Origin of the sequence: Staphylococcus condimenti (assembly GCF_001618885.1) — a bacterium.
Classification (GTDB): domain Bacteria; phylum Bacillota; class Bacilli; order Staphylococcales; family Staphylococcaceae; genus Staphylococcus; species Staphylococcus condimenti.
Genome location: NZ_CP015114.1, coordinates 500,750 through 520,453 on the forward strand (window position 1 = coordinate 500,750; position 19,704 = coordinate 520,453).

Annotated in this window: 21 protein-coding genes and 1 pseudogene; 6 read left to right on the top strand and 16 right to left on the bottom strand. The window is 33.8% G+C overall.

Annotation, left to right across the window (positions count from 1 at the left end; all coding sequences use genetic code 11):
* Positions 1 to 25: 25 nt before the first annotated feature.
* The 7 genes and pseudogenes from A4G25_RS13420 to sosA form a co-directional block, all read right to left on the bottom strand.
* Positions 26 to 652, bottom strand: a pseudogene (locus A4G25_RS13420) (AAA family ATPase); the annotation flags it as partial.
* Positions 649 to 1,776, bottom strand: a complete 1,128-nt coding sequence (sbcD, locus tag A4G25_RS02535) for an exonuclease subunit SbcD (RefSeq protein ID WP_047131161.1) — start codon at positions 1,774 to 1,776, stop codon at positions 649 to 651. The pseudogene A4G25_RS13420 and the gene sbcD, both read right to left, overlap by 4 nt.
* A gap of 281 nt (positions 1,777 to 2,057) precedes the next feature.
* Positions 2,058 to 2,525 carry a CcdC family protein gene (locus tag A4G25_RS02540; protein ID WP_047131162.1) on the bottom strand — a complete coding sequence of 156 codons (468 nt, stop codon included), beginning with the start codon at positions 2,523 to 2,525 and terminating at the stop codon, positions 2,058 to 2,060.
* A 279-nt stretch (positions 2,526 to 2,804) separates the two neighbouring features.
* Complete coding sequence (locus tag A4G25_RS02545) at positions 2,805 to 3,035, bottom strand: YneF family protein (RefSeq protein WP_015900233.1); 231 nt, start codon at positions 3,033 to 3,035, stop codon at positions 2,805 to 2,807.
* Between the two features lie 188 nt (positions 3,036 to 3,223).
* The gene (gene tkt / locus A4G25_RS02550; RefSeq protein ID WP_047131163.1) at positions 3,224 to 5,212 is read right to left on the bottom strand and encodes a transketolase; all 1,989 of its coding nucleotides are present in this window, start codon (positions 5,210 to 5,212) and stop codon (positions 3,224 to 3,226) included.
* A gap of 201 nt (positions 5,213 to 5,413) precedes the next feature.
* Positions 5,414 to 5,656 carry a DUF896 domain-containing protein gene (locus A4G25_RS02555; RefSeq protein ID WP_047131164.1) on the bottom strand — a complete coding sequence of 81 codons (243 nt, stop codon included), beginning with the start codon at positions 5,654 to 5,656 and terminating at the stop codon, positions 5,414 to 5,416.
* Positions 5,657 to 5,784: 128 nt separating this feature from the next.
* Positions 5,785 to 6,018 (bottom strand): DNA damage-induced cell division inhibitor SosA, encoded by a 234-nt coding sequence (gene sosA / locus A4G25_RS02560; RefSeq protein WP_047131165.1) that lies wholly within the window; start codon positions 6,016 to 6,018, stop codon positions 5,785 to 5,787.
* A 143-nt stretch (positions 6,019 to 6,161) separates the two neighbouring features.
* On the opposite strand from sosA, the gene lexA reads away from it, so the two are divergent.
* Positions 6,162 to 6,785, top strand: a complete 624-nt coding sequence (lexA, locus tag A4G25_RS02565; protein WP_047131166.1) for a transcriptional repressor LexA — start codon at positions 6,162 to 6,164, stop codon at positions 6,783 to 6,785.
* A gap of 97 nt (positions 6,786 to 6,882) precedes the next feature.
* Here the strand turns inward: lexA and A4G25_RS02570 are convergent, their stop codons facing one another.
* The 3 genes from A4G25_RS02570 to rpsN all read right to left on the bottom strand — a co-directional run bounded on the left by A4G25_RS02570 (position 6,883) and on the right by rpsN (position 9,357).
* Complete coding sequence (locus A4G25_RS02570; protein ID WP_070704885.1) at positions 6,883 to 7,902, bottom strand: CAP domain-containing protein; 1,020 nt, start codon at positions 7,900 to 7,902, stop codon at positions 6,883 to 6,885.
* A gap of 22 nt (positions 7,903 to 7,924) precedes the next feature.
* The gene (guaC, locus tag A4G25_RS02575) at positions 7,925 to 8,902 is read right to left on the bottom strand and encodes a GMP reductase (protein ID WP_047131168.1); all 978 of its coding nucleotides are present in this window, start codon (positions 8,900 to 8,902) and stop codon (positions 7,925 to 7,927) included.
* A gap of 185 nt (positions 8,903 to 9,087) precedes the next feature.
* The gene (gene rpsN / locus A4G25_RS02580; RefSeq protein WP_047131169.1) at positions 9,088 to 9,357 is read right to left on the bottom strand and encodes a 30S ribosomal protein S14; all 270 of its coding nucleotides are present in this window, start codon (positions 9,355 to 9,357) and stop codon (positions 9,088 to 9,090) included.
* Between the two features lie 258 nt (positions 9,358 to 9,615).
* Here rpsN and rpmG point away from each other — a divergent pair, with 258 nt between their 5' ends.
* The 3 genes from rpmG to A4G25_RS02595 all read left to right on the top strand — a co-directional run bounded on the left by rpmG (position 9,616) and on the right by A4G25_RS02595 (position 11,969).
* Positions 9,616 to 9,765, top strand: coding sequence for a 50S ribosomal protein L33 (rpmG, locus tag A4G25_RS02585; RefSeq protein WP_015900225.1), 150 nt, complete (start codon positions 9,616 to 9,618; stop codon positions 9,763 to 9,765).
* Positions 9,766 to 10,077: 312 nt separating this feature from the next.
* The gene (locus A4G25_RS02590) at positions 10,078 to 11,541 is read left to right on the top strand and encodes an amino acid permease (protein WP_047131170.1); all 1,464 of its coding nucleotides are present in this window, start codon (positions 10,078 to 10,080) and stop codon (positions 11,539 to 11,541) included.
* Between the two features lie 113 nt (positions 11,542 to 11,654).
* Positions 11,655 to 11,969 carry a hypothetical protein gene (locus tag A4G25_RS02595; RefSeq protein WP_047131171.1) on the top strand — a complete coding sequence of 105 codons (315 nt, stop codon included), beginning with the start codon at positions 11,655 to 11,657 and terminating at the stop codon, positions 11,967 to 11,969.
* Positions 11,970 to 12,017: 48 nt separating this feature from the next.
* Here A4G25_RS02595 and A4G25_RS02600 read toward each other — a convergent pair whose 3' ends face one another.
* Genes A4G25_RS02600 through A4G25_RS02615 form a run of 4 tightly spaced genes read right to left on the bottom strand, consistent with a single transcriptional unit; the run spans position 12,018 to position 16,146 of the window.
* Positions 12,018 to 12,824, bottom strand: a complete 807-nt coding sequence (locus tag A4G25_RS02600) for a Cof-type HAD-IIB family hydrolase (RefSeq protein ID WP_047131172.1) — start codon at positions 12,822 to 12,824, stop codon at positions 12,018 to 12,020.
* Between the two features lie 54 nt (positions 12,825 to 12,878).
* Positions 12,879 to 13,793: a homoserine kinase gene (thrB, locus tag A4G25_RS02605; protein WP_047131173.1), complete on the bottom strand. Its 915-nt coding sequence runs from the start codon at positions 13,791 to 13,793 to the stop codon at positions 12,879 to 12,881.
* Positions 13,793 to 14,860, bottom strand: a complete 1,068-nt coding sequence (thrC, locus tag A4G25_RS02610) for a threonine synthase (RefSeq protein ID WP_047131174.1) — start codon at positions 14,858 to 14,860, stop codon at positions 13,793 to 13,795. The genes thrB and thrC overlap by 1 nt, the downstream gene beginning before the upstream one ends.
* A gap of 5 nt (positions 14,861 to 14,865) precedes the next feature.
* A complete protein-coding gene (locus tag A4G25_RS02615; RefSeq protein WP_047131175.1) occupies positions 14,866 to 16,146 on the bottom strand; it encodes a homoserine dehydrogenase in 1,281 nt (426 codons plus the stop codon).
* A gap of 191 nt (positions 16,147 to 16,337) precedes the next feature.
* Between A4G25_RS02615 and A4G25_RS02620 the strand changes: the two genes are divergently transcribed.
* Complete coding sequence (locus tag A4G25_RS02620) at positions 16,338 to 17,717, top strand: aspartate kinase (protein WP_047131176.1); 1,380 nt, start codon at positions 16,338 to 16,340, stop codon at positions 17,715 to 17,717.
* 92 nt (positions 17,718 to 17,809) lie between these two features.
* Here A4G25_RS02620 and A4G25_RS02625 read toward each other — a convergent pair whose 3' ends face one another.
* Positions 17,810 to 18,397 carry a hypothetical protein gene (locus tag A4G25_RS02625; RefSeq protein ID WP_047131177.1) on the bottom strand — a complete coding sequence of 196 codons (588 nt, stop codon included), beginning with the start codon at positions 18,395 to 18,397 and terminating at the stop codon, positions 17,810 to 17,812.
* Positions 18,398 to 18,495: 98 nt separating this feature from the next.
* On the bottom strand, positions 18,496 to 18,966 hold the full coding sequence (locus tag A4G25_RS02630) for a sugar phosphate isomerase family (RefSeq protein ID WP_047131178.1): 471 nt from the start codon (positions 18,964 to 18,966) through the stop codon (positions 18,496 to 18,498).
* Positions 18,967 to 19,159: 193 nt separating this feature from the next.
* Here A4G25_RS02630 and A4G25_RS02635 point away from each other — a divergent pair, with 193 nt between their 5' ends.
* Positions 19,160 to 19,531: a transcriptional regulator, SarA/Rot family gene (locus tag A4G25_RS02635; protein WP_047131179.1), complete on the top strand. Its 372-nt coding sequence runs from the start codon at positions 19,160 to 19,162 to the stop codon at positions 19,529 to 19,531.
* Positions 19,532 to 19,704 lie beyond the last annotated feature (173 nt).

Consider the following 19,704-nt stretch of genomic DNA (forward strand, 5'->3'; position numbering starts at 1 on the left):
CGTTTTCAAAATCCTCTACTTTATTCCATAACTGTTCGATTTGTTGGTGTCTTGCTTCAATTTTTTTCTTTTCTTCTTTATTTTGATTCACTAATTTTTGCTGCAATGCTTCAAATCGATTTGTGTTAAATAAGGTTCTAAGTATTTCTTGCTTGTCAGAACTCTTAGAAAAAAGAAACTTTTTAAATTCTCCTTGAGGAAGAATAAACAATTGTCTAAATTGTTCTATATCAACACCTAACAAACTTTCTATATAATTATTACCCGCAGTCACTTTGCTTTCTCTCAGTTCATACTTTCCATCTTCCAGCTCATAAATGGATAAATTAGGATTTGTTGGATTTTTATTACCTTCTTTGACAAATGCACCTTGTCTTACAACTTTAAACTGCTTATCTTTCAATTGAAAAACAAGTTCTACTTCCATTGGAGATTTTCCATCAGCAAAGTGGCTTCTTAATGCTGCTTCTTTTCTTGAAGCTGTTGATGCTTTTCCGTACAAAGCAAACACAATTGCATCAAATAACATTGACTTGCCTGAACCCGTTTTACCGCTGATGAGAAAAAGCTCATTATTTTTCAGTTGAGTAAAGTCTATCGTTTCTTCCATGAAAGGACCGACATTTTGCAAATGAAGTCTTAATGGTTTCATATATTGTCACCTCTCATAATTTCATTCAGCAGCTGTGTTACTTTTTTCTTTTGTATTTCTGATAAATCCTTATGTGTCATTTCTTCATAGAAAGTTTCGATGATAGTTTGATCGGGTAATTTTTTTATTTCACGATCTGTAAATTGGTGTTCAAAAGTTTGAGAATCATTAGTTAATGCGAGGACATTTTTATATAGTTGTTTAATGTTCATAATCGGATCTGAAATATGTGACATCTCACTTAATTTGAAATGGATATAATTGTCTTTATTTTTAACTGTAATTCTGTCTTGAACGACATCATCATAAGTTGCTTCTATCACTTCAAGTTCTCGTAAAGGATGCATCGCTACGAAAGTACTCTTTACTTCATGCGGCAGTTCTAATAAAACACGGCGGTAACCTTTCGGCTGGTTTGTTTCTGAAAAAGAATACTGTAAAAGCGAGCCGCTGTAAAAAACATAATTCGATTGGATACTAAACGGATGATGCAAATGCCCAAGCATCACAGTATCAAAATGCGCCATATATTTCTCTGGTACTTGCTCAACAGTACCGATTGTTAAAGGTCGTTCTGATTCGCTTCTGATTCCTCCTGCAACGGTCATATGGGCAATTAATACATTCAACTTATTTTTATCTAACTCTGCACTCATATGCTTTAAACAACATTCTACTGCTTCATCATAAGATTTTAAATTTTCATCAGGGAAATAATGTTGCATTTCACTTAACGTCGCAAAAGGCAACGTATAAAAATCCACTTCTTCAAATGAAATAGGTTGATGCATTGTCGCTAATTCTGTACGAATATAGAGTTGTGAGTGCTCAAACCAAGAAGCGCCGTAATTTAATCGTGCTTTACCATCATGATTACCGCTTATCATAATAATGGGTATTTGCAACTTCAAATTTAATTCACTAATTGTAGTTTCTAATAGTTGGATTGCTTCTTTGCTTGGATAACTTGTATCATATAAATCTCCTGCAATGACAATCAAATCAGGATTTTCTGTTTCCATGGCTTTAATAAATTGTTTTAAAATATACTTTTGATCTTCTAAAAATGACTGGCCATTTAAAATTTTACCTAGATGCCAATCAGCTGTATGTATAACTTTCAAAGAATCACCTCAATATCTCAATTATATAATAAACCGCCTATCTTCTCATTGAAAATAAGCGGTTTGGTTTTCATTTATTCAACTGATTTTATTACTAATATAATTTTTGGAAGAAAGAAAACGTTAATGCTAGTCCAGCTATAATAACACCGATTAAACTTACAACATGTTTAAGTTTCAACTTAATCACCCTCGTTTAATAATTTTCTTTTAATACCATACCCTTTTTAAGCAAATAGACGCTTTCTAAATAAGAAAGCGCCCATTTTTGTAAAAATGTATTAATTTATAAGTTCTTTTTTCAGTTTTTTATATTTCATTAACATAGCAATTCTCCATGGTAAAATCATACAGAATGCAAGCAAGAAGAACATTCCTGCAAGTTGTCCAGGATCAATTTGATTACTGACAACCACTTTAATAAATGTTCTGATAACGAGCAATGAGATTAAAATAATCGGAAACGCTTTAGAACGTTTCATATAGATTTCTGAACCTTTTACTTCAAAACGAGATGTCCAGATTAGTACTGTTGAAAAAAGTACACCTAAAATAATCGCTTCAATAATTTCCATACCTGATAATCTAAAATAAGGAACAACGAACATTAATGCACCTGTAGACATAAATATAGGTGGTAAAATTAATTTCTTTTCATTAACAGGAAATTGTTGTGCTTTCATTCTAATTACTATAACAACAGCGCCCATTATGAATGCTATACCGATAGAAAATACGAGATATAACACAATGACACCCTCTTTACATGGTTAAATATTTAATTTAAATCATTGTATAGTATATCATTGCGTCTCAAATTTTCCATATAAAACGTTCACTTTTTTCAAGATAATTTTATTTATACTTCCATTTCTTTAATTTAATTAAATATACCCGTTACCTTTGTATACTATAAAATTGTCTATAAACTAGGCTATTATTCAATGATTTCTCATTTAACTTTTTAATATGAACAAAAAAAGAAACTTAACCAGTGAGTCGGCAAAGTTTCTTTTTCTTATAATAGATTATTTCATTTTTTGATCCATATTTTTGTTCATCATCGTCATCATCTGATTGATTTTCTTTTGAGATGGTTTTTGACCCATTTGCATCATCATCATTCTTAACATTTCTTCATTGATTGGCGGGTTCTTTTTAAGATAATCCATCATATATTTTCTTGCTAGGAAGAAACCACCAACTAAACCGATGATAAGTGCAGCAACAATTAAAAGAATTGCTAACCAAGTTGCCATTGTCTCACCCACTTTCTTTATCCTTTAGCATTTTACTAAACTTATAAATTCATTTCAAGTTGTTCTATTACACTATTGTATTGAATTCACAAAATAAGAGCTATTCCTAGCCCGTTGAAATTTTAACTGTCATACACAGTATTTCAAGTATGGAATAGCTCTCTCTTACTTACATTGTATTGCATTTATTATAGATTGTTCAATAACTTAAGCACATTTTCTTTTGTGAAACCATATTTTTCAACAACTAAGCCGCCTGGAGCACTTGCACCGAATCTATCGATTCCTAATACTTCGCCTTCTAAGCCGACATATTTATGCCAACCAAGTGTTGCACCCATTTCTACAGCTAAACGTTTTGTAATTGAAGGTGGAAGGATTTCATCTTTGTATTCTTTTGATTGTTGTTCGAATGCGTGCCAGTTAGGCATTGATACTACACGAATACCTTTACCGCTTTCAGCAAATGATTTTGCTGCTTCAACTGCCAAGCTCACTTCAGAACCTGTAGCAAGTAATAAATATTCTGGTTCAGCATCTGATTCATAAACAACATATGCACCTTTACGAACGCCTTCTTCAACTGTTTCTTTCGGTACATCTAAAACAGGCAAGTTTTGACGTGTTAAAACTAATGAAGTTGGTGTGTTTTCAGTTTCTAATGCAACTTCCCAAGCTACACGTGTTTCGTTACCATCGGCTGGACGAATAACATTCATATTAGGTAATGAACGTAATGCAGCTAATTGTTCGATTGGTTCGTGAGTTGGACCATCTTCACCTACAGCGATTGAATCATGTGTGAAGATGAATGTTGAATTTAATCCCATGATTGCTGACAATCTTAATGCTGGTTTTAAATAGTCGCTGAATACGAAGAATGTTGCACCGTATGGGTTTAATCCGCCATGTGCAGCCATACCGTTTACAGCAGCACCCATTGCAAATTCGCGTACACCAAACCAGATGTTTTTACCTTCAGGTGTATTGCGATCATAGTCTACTGCTTCTTTTACATTTGATTTGTTAGAACCAGCTAAATCAGCAGAACCACCAAAGAATGAAGGAACATGTTCACTTAATGCTTGAATTACTTCACCTGAATCAGCTCTTGTTGCGCTTTCGCTTCCAACTTCGAATTCTGGTAAATATTCTTTATAATCTTTTGGTAATTCTCCATTGATTGCTTTTTTGAATTCATCAGCAAGTTCAGGATATTCTTCTGAATATTTATCTACTAATTTTTTCCATGCTGCTTCATTTTCATCAGCACGTTTTAACATTGTGTTATTGAAAATATCGTAGACTTCATCTGGAACGTAGAAACGTTTTTCAGGATCTAAATGATAGTTTTCAATTGTTAATTTACGTTCATCTTCACCTAGTGGTGCACCATGCACACCATGTGTACCTGATTTGTTCGGTGAACCATAACCAATAACAGTTTTCACTTCAATCATTGTAGGTCCTTTTTGTTTTTTAGCTTCTTCGATAGCGTTATTGATTTCTTCTAAATCATTACCATCTTTAACTAAAATGTGATTCCAACCATATGCTTCAAAACGTTGTTTGATGTTTTCAGAGAAGGCTTTATCTAAGTCGCCGTCTAATGAGATATCGTTTGAATCATAAAGTGCAATTAATTTATCTAATTGCAAGTGGCCTGCTAATGAAGCTGCTTCATGAGAGATACCTTCCATTAAGTCACCATCAGAAGCCAATACATAAGTGTAATGATCTACTACGTTTGCATCAGGTTTATTGAATTTACCTGCTAAATGATTTTCAGCCATTGCCATTCCCACAGACATAGCAAAACCTTGGCCAAGTGGACCTGTTGTAACTTCTACACCTTGTGTGTGTCTAAATTCAGGATGTCCAGGTGTTTTAGAGTCCCATTGTCTAAATTGTTTCAACTCTTCTAATTCTAAGCTGCCTGATACGTGAAGTAAGCTGTAAAGCAATGCAGAACCATGTCCTGCAGACAAGATGAATCTATCTCTATTAAAGTATTCATTTGAATTAGGATTAAAGTTCAAATGACGTGTCCAAAGCGTATATGCCATTGGCGCAGCACCCATCGGTAAACCTGGATGACCAGAATTTGCTTTCTCAACTGCATCAATACTTAATGCTCTTATCGTATTAACTGCAAGTTCATCTTTTTTGTCAAACATCAATAAAACTTCCTTTCTATACAGCATCATTTTATGCCATTATACATTATCTATAGTTGGTTTTACATTTATTGTTCTTATGAAACCGTTACCAATCTAAATAAATTAATTACTCTTTTACTTTTTTATAAAAAAATACCGTCTCAACACTACGCTGAGGCGGTATGGTTCTATATTCGAAATCAAATTCAACTCTTGATTTTAGCTTCTTTTATTTTGATCACGTTGTATCTTTTTCAATTTATCCGGAGTTACGTCGTTACCTTCAGGGTCTAATACTTTCGTATTTTCGATTTGTTGCTTAAATCCTTCGCGGAAAGTATCAAGATATTTTTGATGTAATTCCGCTCTTTCTTTAGCTTCTTCTTTCGTTAAACCTTCTTCTTTTTTCTTCTTAGAAAGTTCATTAATTCTATTAATTGTTCTTTTATGTTCTTCAGACATGTGTATACCCTCCATCACGTTAATAATCATTTATAATATCAAATTATTCTTTAAAACAAAAATGATACTCTGTTTATTTTTGTTTTCCCTATTTCAACAGGTAATACACTTCATTAGAACTAAAGATTTTAATGCAGAACAGCTATTAAAGGTTTACTTTCTTGTTCGCCATCTGCTTTAATATATCCTTCACGTTCGGCTTTTTGTTCTGCTTTAGTCGATATTGTATGATCTGTCATTTCGTACACTTGTTCTTTGCCATCTGTTTGGTTTGCACTTATAATAAAAGCTGAGAATAGTACAAAAGAAGTTAACAACACTGCAGAATAAGCTAAAAAAGCTGATTGGTATTTCTTAATCATTTTCCAACACTCCCAGAACATTTGTTTGTATTAACACAATATCAGAACGACTGTTCGCTGTCAATACTTTTGCGAACAAATGTTTGTAAATGTGCTGTTCGCATGCTATAATAAGAACAAACTAGAAGAGGATGTGCTTTAATATGACAGAATTAACGAAACGTCAAAGCGAAATTTATGAATATATAAAAACAGTTGTCCATACAAAAGGTTATCCGCCAAGTGTAAGAGAAATTGGAGAAGCTGTCGGATTAGCGTCTAGTTCAACTGTACATGGACATTTATCCAGACTTGAAAGTAAAGGTTACATCAGACGTGATCCTACAAAACCAAGAGCAATTGAAATTGTAAGTGACCAACTTGAAGAAAATGCTGAAATGGAAGGTACTATCCATGTTCCTGTAATCGGTAAAGTTACTGCCGGTGTTCCTATTACTGCTGTTGAAAATATTGAAGAATATTTCCCGCTTCCCGAACACTTAACTTCTACTCATAATAGCGACATTTTCATCTTAAACGTAGTTGGAGACAGTATGATTGAAGCTGGTATTCTCGATGGCGACAAAGTCATTGTCCGCAGCCAAACAATTGCTGAAAACGGCGATATTATCGTAGCAATGACTGAAGATGATGAAGCTACTGTAAAACGTTTCTACAAAGAGAAACATCGTTATCGTTTGCAGCCAGAAAACAGCACGATGGATCCTATTTATTTAGAACACGTTACCGTTTTAGGTAAAGTTGTAGGTTTATTCAGAGAACTATAATATACCTTTTCTGTTTGCATATTATCTCTTCTTAATATCCAGAACGTAAAAATCACCTCAGGACTGAAATTTTTCAGACCCGAGGTGATTTATTTTTTTAACCTGTATAGTTTTCTGTCCAGAACGGTTGTCTCTCTTCGTTGAAACTTACACCCACGCCTAAATTCTTAAAGTTAGATTGCAAGATATTTTTTCGATGGCCCGCTGAATTCATCAAACCTTCATGTGCGAAAATACTGCTTTGTTGGCCATAAGCTAAATTTTCACCTGCTGATTGATATTCGATGCCATCTTTTTGCATTCTATCAAAAGGTGATTCACCTTTAAGGTTATTATGATCAAAGAAGTGATTATCTGCCATATCCTTACTATGTTTACGTGCAGTATCCGATAATGGTTGATTGTATTTTAATACTGATTTATCTTTTTGAACACGTTCTGAATTGACTAAATCAAAATCTTGTAATTCAAAACCTTTTTCAAGTGAAGATGAAGGTGCTCCATATTGCTGTGCTAGACGGTTCTCCATTGTTTTACTCACTTGCAAGAGTCCCTTCACTTGATTATTTTCATGTTGATCATAAAATACAGTCGTATATATATTGTCTTTATTAAACACATCATACTCATCATTATCTAACTCAAATCGATAATTCCCTTTAGTAATTGAATCTAGCGGTTTGCCCATGCGTGTTCGGACAGTATCTTGTGGTGTTCCGTATTTAATCTTAGATTTAGACGAAATAACATTTTGGTTCGTATACATCGCATTTACTTTGTTATCAATATAACTGATCATGATAAATGAATGATATTGATTATGATAGGTATACCATTTCAAACCATATTCATTGGCAGTTACCCTTTGAGGTTGTCCTAACTGTTTTTCCACTTGCGTTTTATCCATATTCATCTGAATATTTCTAATCGCAAAATCTTGTTTGTCAGGAACTTTCAACGCTTCATCATTGACGCTTTCTTTTGCTGCTAAAGCTTGGATTTTGCCTCTTGCTTGTTCTTGTATATGTTCCATCCACGGTGTTTCTTTTACCGGCATGCATAATGCGATAAGTAAAAACACCGTGACTAGTCCAAACCATTTTCTAATTTTGGACACCTCCGCACATTAGTACAAAACCTTAGTCTCTGTCACCGTTGAAAATAGAATTTCTCACAATGACATAATCTACTTTGCGTAAAGAATCTAAATCTTTACCGCCTGCATATGAAATTGAACTTTGCAAGTCTTGTTGCATTTCAGTCAATGTATCAGCTAATGTACCTTTATGTTCAACAAACATCTTTTTACCTTCAACATTTTTATGTTCGCCTTTTTGGAACTCTGACGCACTGCCGAAGTATTCTTTATAAAGTTTACCGTCTAATTCAACAGTTTCTCCAGGTGATTCTTCATGTGCAGCAAATAATGATCCGACCATAACCATAGAAGCACCGAAGCGGATAGATTTAGCAATATCACCGTGTGTTCTGATACCGCCATCAGCAATCATTGGTTTACGAGCTGCTTTGCTACAATGGTTAATAGCAGCTAATTGCCAACCGCCTGTACCAAAACCAGTTTTAATTTTAGTAATACATACACGTCCAGGTCCGATACCTACTTTAGTAGCATCTGCTCCTGCATTTTCAAGTTCTCTTACTCCTTCAGGTGTACCTACATTTCCTGCAATTACAAAAGTATCAGGCAAATAAGATTTAATCTGACGGATCATATTAATTACTTGTTCTGAATGTCCATGTGCAATATCAATTGTGATATATTCCGGTTTTAATCCTTCTTCTGCTAATTCTTTAACGAAATCATACTCTTTATCTTTAACACCTACTGAAATAGATGCGAATAATCCTTTATCTTGCATTTTTTTGATGAAAGGAATACGACCTTCTTCATCAAAACGATGCATAATATAGAAATAATCGTTTTCAGCAAACCATTCAGCTAATTTTTCATTCATAACTGTTTGCATATTTGCTGGTACGACTGGCAATTTGAATCGTTTAGGACCGAATTGAACGCTTGTGTCGCACTCTGAACGGCTCTTTACGATACATTTATTTGGAATCAATTGTACATCTTCATAATCAAATATCTTCATTTAAAACACCTTACCCATACTCTTTATTTATTTTTTCCAAAATATCCAATGTATATCATACTATCTAGGAGTACAATTTACCAACTAAAAATTCATATTTCGAGTTAAATTTGAACAAAAAAGAACACATTTCATAAAAGAAATGTGTATTCTAAAACTAAGCACTCATTATATGGTTGATAATCTTACCAACTTGCTTTTTTAACGCCTGGAATTTGACCTTTATGCGCATGGTCTCTGAATGCGATACGTGACATTTCGAATTTTCTCATTACACCACGTGGTCTTCCAGTAACTTTACATCTGCGAGTTAAACGTGTAGGTGATGAATCTCTTGGTAATTTTTGTAAACCTTCATAGTCACCTTTAGCTTTCAACTCTTGACGTTTTGCGTAATATTTAGCAACGAGTTCTTCTCGTTTTTGTTCTTTAACAACTTTTGATTTTTTTGCCATTAAAGTTCCTACCTTTCATTAATAATTGTTTATAATCGTAATTATTACGATTTATATCATAACACAAATTTGGACTTTATCAATACATTTTGCTCATTTTTCCGAGCAAAGTTGTTTACTAATTGGAATTTTTTCTATAGAATAGAATACATTGAGCTTATGCACCATTATTCAAACCATATCTTGCACGTTATGCATGATTATGGTAAATTTAAGTGCGTAAGTATTGCTAATAACTTAATAGAAAGGGTGTCTACATTGCGCGTAAACGTAACTTTAGCTTGCACAGAATGCGGCGACCGTAATTATATTACTACTAAAAACAAACGTAACAATCCTGAACGTATTGAATTAATGAAATATTGTCCAAGATTAAAAAAATATACATTACACCGCGAAACTAAATAATCTAATGAAATTAAGTTATCTTTTCAAAATGATAACGACGAAACGACGATAGTGAACTTACCGTTAAATATAACGTTTAAGTTCACTTTTTTTATTTTTAACGGGTATTCAATATACACCTTTAAGGCAGTTTTGTCTATCCCCTATCCTTTTTTGCTGTGATAGAGAGGATCTGAAAAGAAATCCCCTTTATTTTTCTGAATCTTTTAAATTTTTTCGCTTTAAAGTCCTAAATTCCATTGATAACTATTTAAAAAACGATTAAAATAGACTACATATCATTTTTAAAATTTAAGATTAGAGGTAACGCTTATGGATGAAAACAAAATGAACAGGGGGCTGAGTTCCCGGCATATATCAATGATTGCTATTGGGGGTGCAATCGGTACCGGTCTATTTATTGCAACTGGAGGAGTTATTTCTCAAGCTGGACCCGGCGGTGCTATTCTTGCCTATGTAGTAATTGGGATAATGTTGTATTTCTTAATGTCATCAGTTGGAGAATTGGCAACATTTTATCCAGTTTCAGGATCATTTAGTTCATATTCAACACGATTCATCGATCCTTCTCTCGGTTTTACGGTAGGTTGGCTCTACTGGGCAATATGGTCGCTTGTAACAAGTGTAGATGTCATTATCGCATCTAACGTACTATATTATTGGGACACTTTTAAATTCTTTTCTCCATTAACATGGAGTTTGATTTTTATCACGTTATTATTGCTATTGAACATTTTTACAGTCAGAGCCTTTGGTGAAGCTGAATTCTGGTTATCTGCAATTAAAGTTGCAACTATTATCATATTTATTGTTGTGAGTATTTTAATGATATTCGGTATTTTAGGCGGCCACACGTACGGTTTTAAAAATTTCACTACAGGTGAAGCACCATTCGTCGGTGGTATATCCGGATTCTTAAGTGTATTACTTGTTGCTGGATTCTCTGTCGGGGGCACAGAAGTTGTGGCAGTCACAGCGGGTGAATCTGATAATCCTGAAAAATCGATGCCGAGTGCAATCAAATCTGTATTTTGGAGAATCTTATTGTTCTATATTCTATCGATTGCTGTAATTTCAGCGATTTTGCCTTATACAGATCCTTTATTATTAAACAAAAGCGAATCTGTAGCACAAAGTCCTTTTACCATTGTCTTTGACAGAGTAGGTATCGCCTTTGCAGCATCAGTTATTAATGCAGTTATCTTAACTTCATTATTATCAGCAGCCAACTCTGGTATTTATACAACAAGCCGTATGTTATTTTCACTTAGTAATGAAAAACAAGCACCTAAGTTTTTAAGTCATCTGCATTCAAAAACTAAACTGCCGCTTCCGGCTATTATAACAACATACATTATTGTAGTTGCTGTTATTATCATTGCTAATTTTTACGCAGATACAATATTTACATTGTTAGGTATTATCGGACAACTTATTATCTTTATATGGGCAGCTGCTGTTTGTTCTCTTATACGCTTGCGTCAAGGTATCAAAGCGCAAGATTTAGATGCCAATAAGCTGCTTCCTTATAAATCGCCGTTGTATCCTTTAGGCCCTATCATTGTTTTAGCAACGTTAGTCTTTTTACTCGTCGGAGGATCATTTGAGGACATTGTAACGTTAAATGCAGGCGGTTTAACGAAAGACTTCTTGCCTATTGTTATTCTTGTTGTAGTATATCTACTTCATAAAACAGTTAATAAAACAAAGTATGTGCGTTTAAAAGATATGGACTTGAGAAGTTTCCAAGAATTCAATAAAGTTAATAAAAAGTAACATACTTTAAACAGGTTGGTATTTCCAACCTGTTTTTCATTTAACTGATTTTCTCAAGGAAATATATGTAGTATAATAGTATTAATAATAAGAACAAATCGAGGTGTTACAACATGGTAGGACAAACTAATTTATTTGACGATGTTTTGAAAGAAGACGAACGTTTTGTCATCGTTGTTCAATCTCTTGAAGATAAGCAAGGCAACCTTGTTAAAAGAACTTTAAGAGAATATCCAAGTTTGAAACATGATCAGATGGTTCCACTATTTGAGCACTTAAAAGATGTGTATCTCAATGAACCATTTGAAACTGGACAATCTGCATATATCATAACAGTTTATACCAACTTAGATTATTCCGCTGATAATATTTATGCACTTGTTAAACGCAACCATGGAATGCATGAATGGACACATACCGCAAAATAAACATAAACAAAGGATACTCGTTTATTCTAGACGAGTATCCTTTGTTTTTTATTTCAATATTTTTTCTAAAGCTGCTACAATACCATCTGAATTGTGATCGAGCGTTACGTAATCTGCTGCTTCTTTTAATTCTTCTTTAGCATTGCCCATCGCTACAGAGTAGCCAGCTGCTTCTATCATTGAATAGTCATTTAGACTATCACCAAAAGCAATCGTTTTTGAGATGTCTATATCTTCTTTCTTACAAAGTGCTCTTAACGCGTTTCCTTTTGAAACACCATGTGCCATAAATTCTAAGAAGTACGGCTTGCTTGTCGTCACATCTACATGCGCATTAAATTCACCATTTAAACTTTGGAAAATTTCTTCGATATGAGGTACATAATCTACCCCCATCGCTTTTGGAACAGGATTTTGAATAAATGATTTGATATCATCTACTTTTTTCATAGGTAATCCTGTTAATTCTGATTCAATATTCATGTATTCATGTGTGCCTTCATAAATAATATGGCCATCTTGATAAGTCAGAACAAATAGTTTGTTCTCCCTGCAATAATCTACAATCTTATCAAAATCATCTTTGGATATACTTTTTTCATCTTCTAGCTCATCGTCTTTAACACGCGTTGTTCTGCCACCGTTATAGCTAATGACATAACTATCATGTTCATTCAATTTAAGTGATCTAGCAATCGGCAGCATACCTTCTGTCGGTCGGCCTGAAGCCAGTACAACATGATATCCTTCTTCTTGAAGATTGATTAAGTATTGTGCCGTTTTCGGACTTACCTCATTATCTGATGTTAATAAAGTATCATCCATATCCATTACAATCATTTCATATTTAGTCATGGGATGTAAGTGCTCCTTTCAAGCTATTACATCAAATTATAACCTATTTCAGTTTTATTCATAAACTTTTTCAGCAATAATTCCACTTTTATTGATTGTAATAATCTCAGAACTGCATTCATTCAGTTCTTTATTTAACCTTCTGACCAGCTTACCACTTTTAGATGGATCAATCAGTGTTAAAATCGTCGGACCAGCACCACTTATTACTGTTGCATATGATTTATATTCTTTAGCAATACTTTTAACTTTTTCAAATTCTGGAATCAATTTTTGTCGATAAGGTTCGTGGAAACCATCCATTTCCATTAATTTTCCAGCTAATACATAGTCGTGTTGAATCAGTGCGCTTAACATCGTGTTGCTGATGGCGCTGAATTGAACAGCTTCTCCGTGCGGAAAACTATCAGGCAGCACTTGTCTTGAATCACGTGTTTTCAATTCATAACTCGGTACTGTAATCACTAAATTGACTCTTGGCGGTTCTATAAACGAAATATAAGTTTCATTAGTATGATTATTGTAAAATCCTGATACCATTCCGCCATAAATTACAGGCGCAACATTATCTGGATGGCCTTCAATTTCAGTTGCTGCTTCTACCATTTCGAATTCTGATAGCTGCAGTTGACCGAAGAAATCAGCCAAATAAATACCTGCTACTAAAGCAGAAGCCGATGATCCAAGCCCTCTTGCCAAAGGGATTTCGCTTCGCATCGTAATATTTAAAGGAGGGACTGCAACTTCAAATCGCTTTTCTAAGAATTGTACGACTTGGTAAATTAAATGATTTTCATCTGTAGGTAGGTCATGCAGATTTTCTCCTTTATGATGGAAATGCCACTTTTGATCATCACTGATTTCAGCTTCTACATACAAAAACTTATTCAATGCTAACCCTATAGAATCAAAACCGACGCCTAGGTTTGCTGTAGAAGCAGGTACTTTAAGTTTTAAACGTTCCGACATTAATGCATAACTCCTTTGATGTATTTAACGATGCTTTCTTTATCATTCGGCAAGGATTTAATCGGATTATCTAATAATGAGATAGCTGTATCTGGATCTTTCAATCCATTACCAGTTAATACTGCAGTTACAGTAATATCTTTTGGCAGCTTGCCTGCTCTATGCAATTTAATTAAGCCGGCAATCGATGCGTTACTTGCTGGTTCAGCAAATACACCTTCTTTTGAAGCCAATAATTGATATGCTTCTAAGATTTCTTCATCTGTGACACTATCAATTAAACCATTTGATTCATCTAAAGCTGTGACCGCTTTATCCCAACTTGCAGGATTTCCGATTCTGATTGCAGTAGCTACTGTTTCAGGATTTTTAACTACTTTATTTTGTACAATCGGTGAAGCACCTTCAGCTTGGAAACCGAATAATTTCGGCAATCCTGTGCCATGTTTATCATTGAATTCTTTGAAACCTTTCCAATAAGCAGTAATATTACCTGCATTCCCCACTGGAATTGCTAATACATCTGGTGCATGTCCACCTAATTGTTCCACGACTTCAAAGGCACCTGTTTTTTGACCTTCAATACGGTATGGATTAATTGAGTTAACTAATTCAATATCGCCGCCTTCATCGGCTACTTCTTTAACAATTTCTAATGCTTCATCGAAATTGCCGTCAATAGAAACAATTTCAGCTCCATACATTACTGCTTGTGACAATTTGCCTAATGCTATTTTACCTTCTGGAATTACGACGATTGCTTTTAAGCCTGAACGAGCTGCATAAGCTGCTGCTGCAGCTGAAGTGTTACCTGTAGAAGCACAAATAACTACTTTTTTGCCGTCTTCTTTGGCTTTTGTAACTGCCATCACCATACCGCGATCTTTAAATGAACCTGTCGGATTGGCACCTTCGAATTTCACAAATAAATTAATGCCTAACATTTCAGAGAGCGTATCACAATGAATTAACGGAGTTTGGCCTTCGTTTAAAGTTACGTTAGGTGTATTTTCATTTACGGGTAGATAATCCTTATATTCTTGAACTAAACCTTGCCATCTTTTCATATTAATTAAACCCCTTCTACTGGATATACTTTTTCAACTGGATATTTTCCTTGAGATAAGATGTCGCTTACTGGGACATCTGTGCCTTCAACTACCACTGCTGCTGTATCAGCATTATGTTCACTTAGTTTAAGTGACTTGTGAAGCGGTAATTGTGATTTGATTTCTTCTTCAACGCGCTTAAGCGGAGCACCGTTTGTCTTTAATACAACGTAATAACTGTTCTTTTGTTTCAATTTCGTAGGTTCATCTGCATCAATCATTTCTTTAGCATCTTCAGTTTTCAATTCAAAATGCGGTGGTAAAGTGTGCAGGTCTGATTCAAATTGCAGCGCTACATTTAATAAATCACTGACCACTGCACTACCTGTTGCTAAGCTACCAGCACCTTTACCATAAAACATTGTTTCACCCACAGAGTCACCAATAACATATATAGCATTAAATTCATTTTCTACTGATGCTAATTGGTGTCTTGCATCGATTAAAGTCGGAGCAACGGAAGCTTCAATATTACCGTTTTCATACGTACCTTTACCGATCAATTTAATTTTATAACCAAGTTCTTTAGCTGCATTGATATCATCTACTGTCACTTCAGAAATACCAGTACGTTTGACATCATTTAAATTAATAACTCTGTTAAATGAAAGGTATGTAACAATTACAACTTTACGTGCCGCGTCAACACCTTCCACGTCATCCGTAGGATCTGCTTCTGCAAAGCCGAGTCTTTGTGCTTCAGCCAATGCTTCTTCAAAGCTTGCGCCTTCTTGTGTCATTTTCGTTAAAATAAAGTTGGATGTACCATTTAAAATACCCATAAATTTACTGATATTATTTGCATTCAACCCATTATTAATCGCATTGACAATCGGAATACCTCCCGCTACGCTCGCTTCGAATTTTAACGCTACACCATTTTCTTGTGCTAAATCTTCCATTGTACGTAAGTGGACTGCTAATAAATCTTTATTTGCAGTAATCACGTGCTTACCTTGTTCTAAAGATTTTTTCAGCCATTCAACAGTCGGTTCAATACCACCCATTACTTCTACAACAATATCAACATCGTCATCATTTAGGATTTCGTCGACATCTTCAGTTAGATGATATTGACTGATGTTCAGAGGTCGTTTTTTCTTTTTATCACGTACAAGAATATGTTTGATTTGAATATCTTTTTGAATCGTATCTTTGATTTGTTGGTGATTCTCTTCAATTATTTTAACTACACCTGAGCCCACTGTCCCAAGACCGAGCAAAGCGATGTTTAACTTCTTCATTCTTCATTCCTCCGTTTGTTCGTTCTAAAAAAACAACTGTACTATTGAAAAATACTTGAATATGGTTTAGTATAAATTCATTCATCAAAATTGTAAAGTTCAAAAAATTTGGAATATGTTGAAATTTTAGCATTTTTAACCCAAAAAACAAAGCAGTAAATTATTAAGATTTAAAGAAAGGTTGCGTTAATATGAAAGTAGCTAAATTTGGCGGTAGTTCCGTCGCTTCAGCAAGCCAAATTCAAAAGGTGTTAAACATCGCTAATAGTGACGATGACAGAAAAATCATTGTGGTTTCTGCACCAGGAAAAAGGCATCCAGAAGATATCAAAACTACAGATTTACTTCTTAGACTCTATGAAAAAAGCGTTGCAGGATTAGATTATCAAAATAAAAAAGATGAAATTATCAATCGATATGCTGATATTGTTCATGATTTAAATATGGACACAGCAATATTAGATGAATTTTCAACAATTTTGGAAGAGCGTATTGAAAAATATCGCGAACATTCTCCACGTTTAAAAGATGCGCTTCTATCGTGTGGTGAAGATTTTAATGCACGTCTTATTGCTCAATATAACAATAGTCAAGGTGTGCCTACTACATATATCTCACCTCTTGATGCTGGTATAACAGTGACTGACACTCCACAATTCGCACAAATATTAGAAGAGTCTTATGATAATATTTATAAATTAAGAGATATTAAAGGAAAAATCATTGTCCCCGGCTTCTTCGGTTATTCAAAAAAAGGAAATATCGTTACTTTCCCTAGAGGCGGTTCTGATATCACAGGTGCTATCTTAGCACGCGGTGTGCGTGCAGAACTTTATGAAAACTATAGTGATGTTTCTGGTATATATCGTGCCAACCCTAATTTAATTAAAGATGCCGAAATCATGGGCGAAGTCACATACCGCGAAATGCGTGAATTATCTTATGCAGGTTTCAGCGTCTTCCATGATGAAGCACTCCAACCTGTTCAAAAAGAACGTATTCCTGTGGTTATAAAAAATACTAATAGACCACAAGATCCCGGTACTTATATTCGCTATGACAGAGAAATAAAACCCGATCATTTAATCAGCGGTCTAAGCTGTGATAAAGGATTCACTGTCATCAATATCAGCAAATATTTGATGAACCGACAAGTTGGGTTTACTCGAAAAGTATTAACTGTTTTAGAAGATAATGATATTTCTTTTGACCATATGCCTTCTGGCATAGATGGAATAAGTATTATTATGCGTTCACATCAAATTGAGGGTAAAGAAAACAAAGTACTAAATGAAATTCGAAAACAGTGTGACGTTGACGAACTAAGTATTGAAAGTGATTTGGCAATTTTAATGGTAGTAGGCTTAGGAATGAGCCAAATGGTTGGAACTGCTAATAAAATCACTGAGGCACTTGCGAAGGCGAATATCAACTTAAAAATGATTAACCAAGGTGCTTCTGAAATTTCAATGATGTTCGGTATTTCTGTAAAAGATGCAGATAATGCTGTACGTGCAACTTATGAAGGTTGTTGTTGCAGCGCAGATAAAATTAAAGCGCCAGCAGAATAATCTGAATTTAAAGAATATTAATTAAATTATAAATTTCATCATTTTAAGCAAGAGTATTGTCAGACATGTGAGTTTGGCAACGCTCTTGCTTTTTAATAATGAACCGATAAGGCGCTATGCAATTTTTCCTCACCCACTACTACTTTTAGAATCACAAATTGATAGTAACTCAAAGCATCAATCACAGCTTTATTGTTATCTTCAGTACCATATTCTCTTGGTCTAAGCAGCTCATACATCAAAACAATTTCCGGTTTGATGTAATCTACACCCCAAGGTAATGAATGAAAATAAATATGCTTTTCAGGTAATCGTATACCATGATTAAATCTAAACATCCACTCATCATTCTGCACATCATACACATAAATACTCATTATGTTTTTATTATCTTTATCAATTTCTAAATGAGTTAATGCAGAAAATTTCATATCTCGTAATTTATCACTAGTATTGCCATATGTATCAAAATAACGAACGCGGTAACCCTCTGGAATATATTTAAGTACTTTAGTTAAGTTTCTTCTTTTTACACAAATCTCTGTTTTTTCACCGATAATAAATTCATTTTTCAAAAATAACATTTTAGCCGTTTGTCCGAAAAACTTAATTTCGTTGTTTGTATGTTCAATCAATCTTTCTACTAAAACATTTAAATCTTCATTTTTCGATTTTATCATTTTCTACACCTCCTTTAGTAAGCGCTTACAAATAACAGTATAACTTATTTGCTCATAAATTCATATACATTTTATCCCCGTCTGTTAAACTTGTCTATTTAAATAAGTTGACCAATTAATGACAAATTTTGCTTCCCATCAGAATTACAAATATCTGGATAATTTATCAGGTATGAAGCTTCCGCTTGGTTAACCAATGCCTTTTGAAGCTCCGCAATATCCTCATGAATTTGATATAAATATGATTTATGATCAATATAGCATGCTTCGCAAAAGTAATAATCAATTTTTAATTGTTTAATTTTATCTACAACGGTACCGCCATTAATCGTATGTAAAGATGAATTGATTTGGCCAGTAGTAAATATAATATCAAACGCCGTATTTTCACACAGATATTTCATGATATCCGTCGAGTACGTTACGATAGATACCTTCACATTTTTCGAATTTAACAAATCAAGTATATAATACGATACTGGATGATTATCTAAAGCTATAATTGAACCGGGTTGAATCTTATTATAAACATTGTATAAATAGTTGTGACGCTTTATTTTAGATGACAATTCTTTTAACTCCTTTTGTAATGTAAAGTAAACCTATTCGTTTTATAAACTATATTTAATATTAAGTTAAACCAATTTTAAATTGTTGATACATGAAATTAACTAATAAGTAAAAAATAACTCTTTTAATCGTATTAAATTTTTAATATAATAAAAGATGTCAGTTCAATATAAAAATATAAGAGGTGAAAAAATGCAATCCCCTATGACTCAAACATCGGAATCTATATTCTATTATGAATTGCATCGAAAACAATTATTAAATCAAGTGAAAAAGCACTATGATTTAAAATTGAATGATTTATTATTCCTTAAACATTTACTTGCTTGTGACAGCACTTGCATTCCATTATATCAAGTAAAAAGAAATTTAACTTTTAGTTTAATGGAAGTACATAAATCTCTAACAACGTTAACTGACCAGCGCATTATAGGTAAAAAACGCTCTGACGAAGATGAAAGAAAAGTGTTTATTACCCTCACTGAAGAACAAATTGAAAAAATCAAACAATTATTGAATGAATTTGAAGCCTTGCAGCAAAATGTCTTGCAAGGAATGAATTAAACAATTGGTTTTTGGTATTTTCCCGAGAGCCCTATCAATCAAACAAAACTATTAACTGACACAATTATCGCAGTTTAAGCAAACAGACTTTGGTTTGCTTAAACTGCTTTTATATTGTAAAAACACCACCTTAATATAAACTTAAAGTCTAATTTATTGATTTTTATAAGTAA

Coding starts and splice junctions, on each gene's coding strand:
- tkt (WP_047131163.1), bottom strand. CDS start 5,212: ATGTTTGACAAAAAAGATGAACTTGCAGTTAATACGATAAGAGCATTA.
- guaC (WP_047131168.1), bottom strand. CDS start 8,902: ATGAAGATATTTGATTATGAAGATGTACAATTGATTCCAAATAAATGT.
- A4G25_RS02615 (WP_047131175.1), bottom strand. CDS start 16,146: ATGAAGAAGTTAAACATCGCTTTGCTCGGTCTTGGGACAGTGGGCTCA.
- A4G25_RS02635 (WP_047131179.1), top strand. CDS start 19,160: ATGCAATCCCCTATGACTCAAACATCGGAATCTATATTCTATTATGAA.
- thrC (WP_047131174.1), bottom strand. CDS start 14,860: ATGAAAAGATGGCAAGGTTTAGTTCAAGAATATAAGGATTATCTACCC.
- A4G25_RS02620 (WP_047131176.1), top strand. CDS start 16,338: ATGAAAGTAGCTAAATTTGGCGGTAGTTCCGTCGCTTCAGCAAGCCAA.
- A4G25_RS02545 (WP_015900233.1), bottom strand. CDS start 3,035: ATGGCAACTTGGTTAGCAATTCTTTTAATTGTTGCTGCACTTATCATC.
- A4G25_RS02595 (WP_047131171.1), top strand. CDS start 11,655: ATGGTAGGACAAACTAATTTATTTGACGATGTTTTGAAAGAAGACGAA.
- A4G25_RS02590 (WP_047131170.1), top strand. CDS start 10,078: ATGGATGAAAACAAAATGAACAGGGGGCTGAGTTCCCGGCATATATCA.
- A4G25_RS02625 (WP_047131177.1), bottom strand. CDS start 18,397: ATGATAAAATCGAAAAATGAAGATTTAAATGTTTTAGTAGAAAGATTG.
- rpsN (WP_047131169.1), bottom strand. CDS start 9,357: ATGGCAAAAAAATCAAAAGTTGTTAAAGAACAAAAACGAGAAGAACTC.
- sosA (WP_047131165.1), bottom strand. CDS start 6,018: ATGATTAAGAAATACCAATCAGCTTTTTTAGCTTATTCTGCAGTGTTG.
- thrB (WP_047131173.1), bottom strand. CDS start 13,793: ATGTCGGAACGTTTAAAACTTAAAGTACCTGCTTCTACAGCAAACCTA.
- A4G25_RS02600 (WP_047131172.1), bottom strand. CDS start 12,824: ATGACTAAATATGAAATGATTGTAATGGATATGGATGATACTTTATTA.
- A4G25_RS02555 (WP_047131164.1), bottom strand. CDS start 5,656: ATGTCTGAAGAACATAAAAGAACAATTAATAGAATTAATGAACTTTCT.
- lexA (WP_047131166.1), top strand. CDS start 6,162: ATGACAGAATTAACGAAACGTCAAAGCGAAATTTATGAATATATAAAA.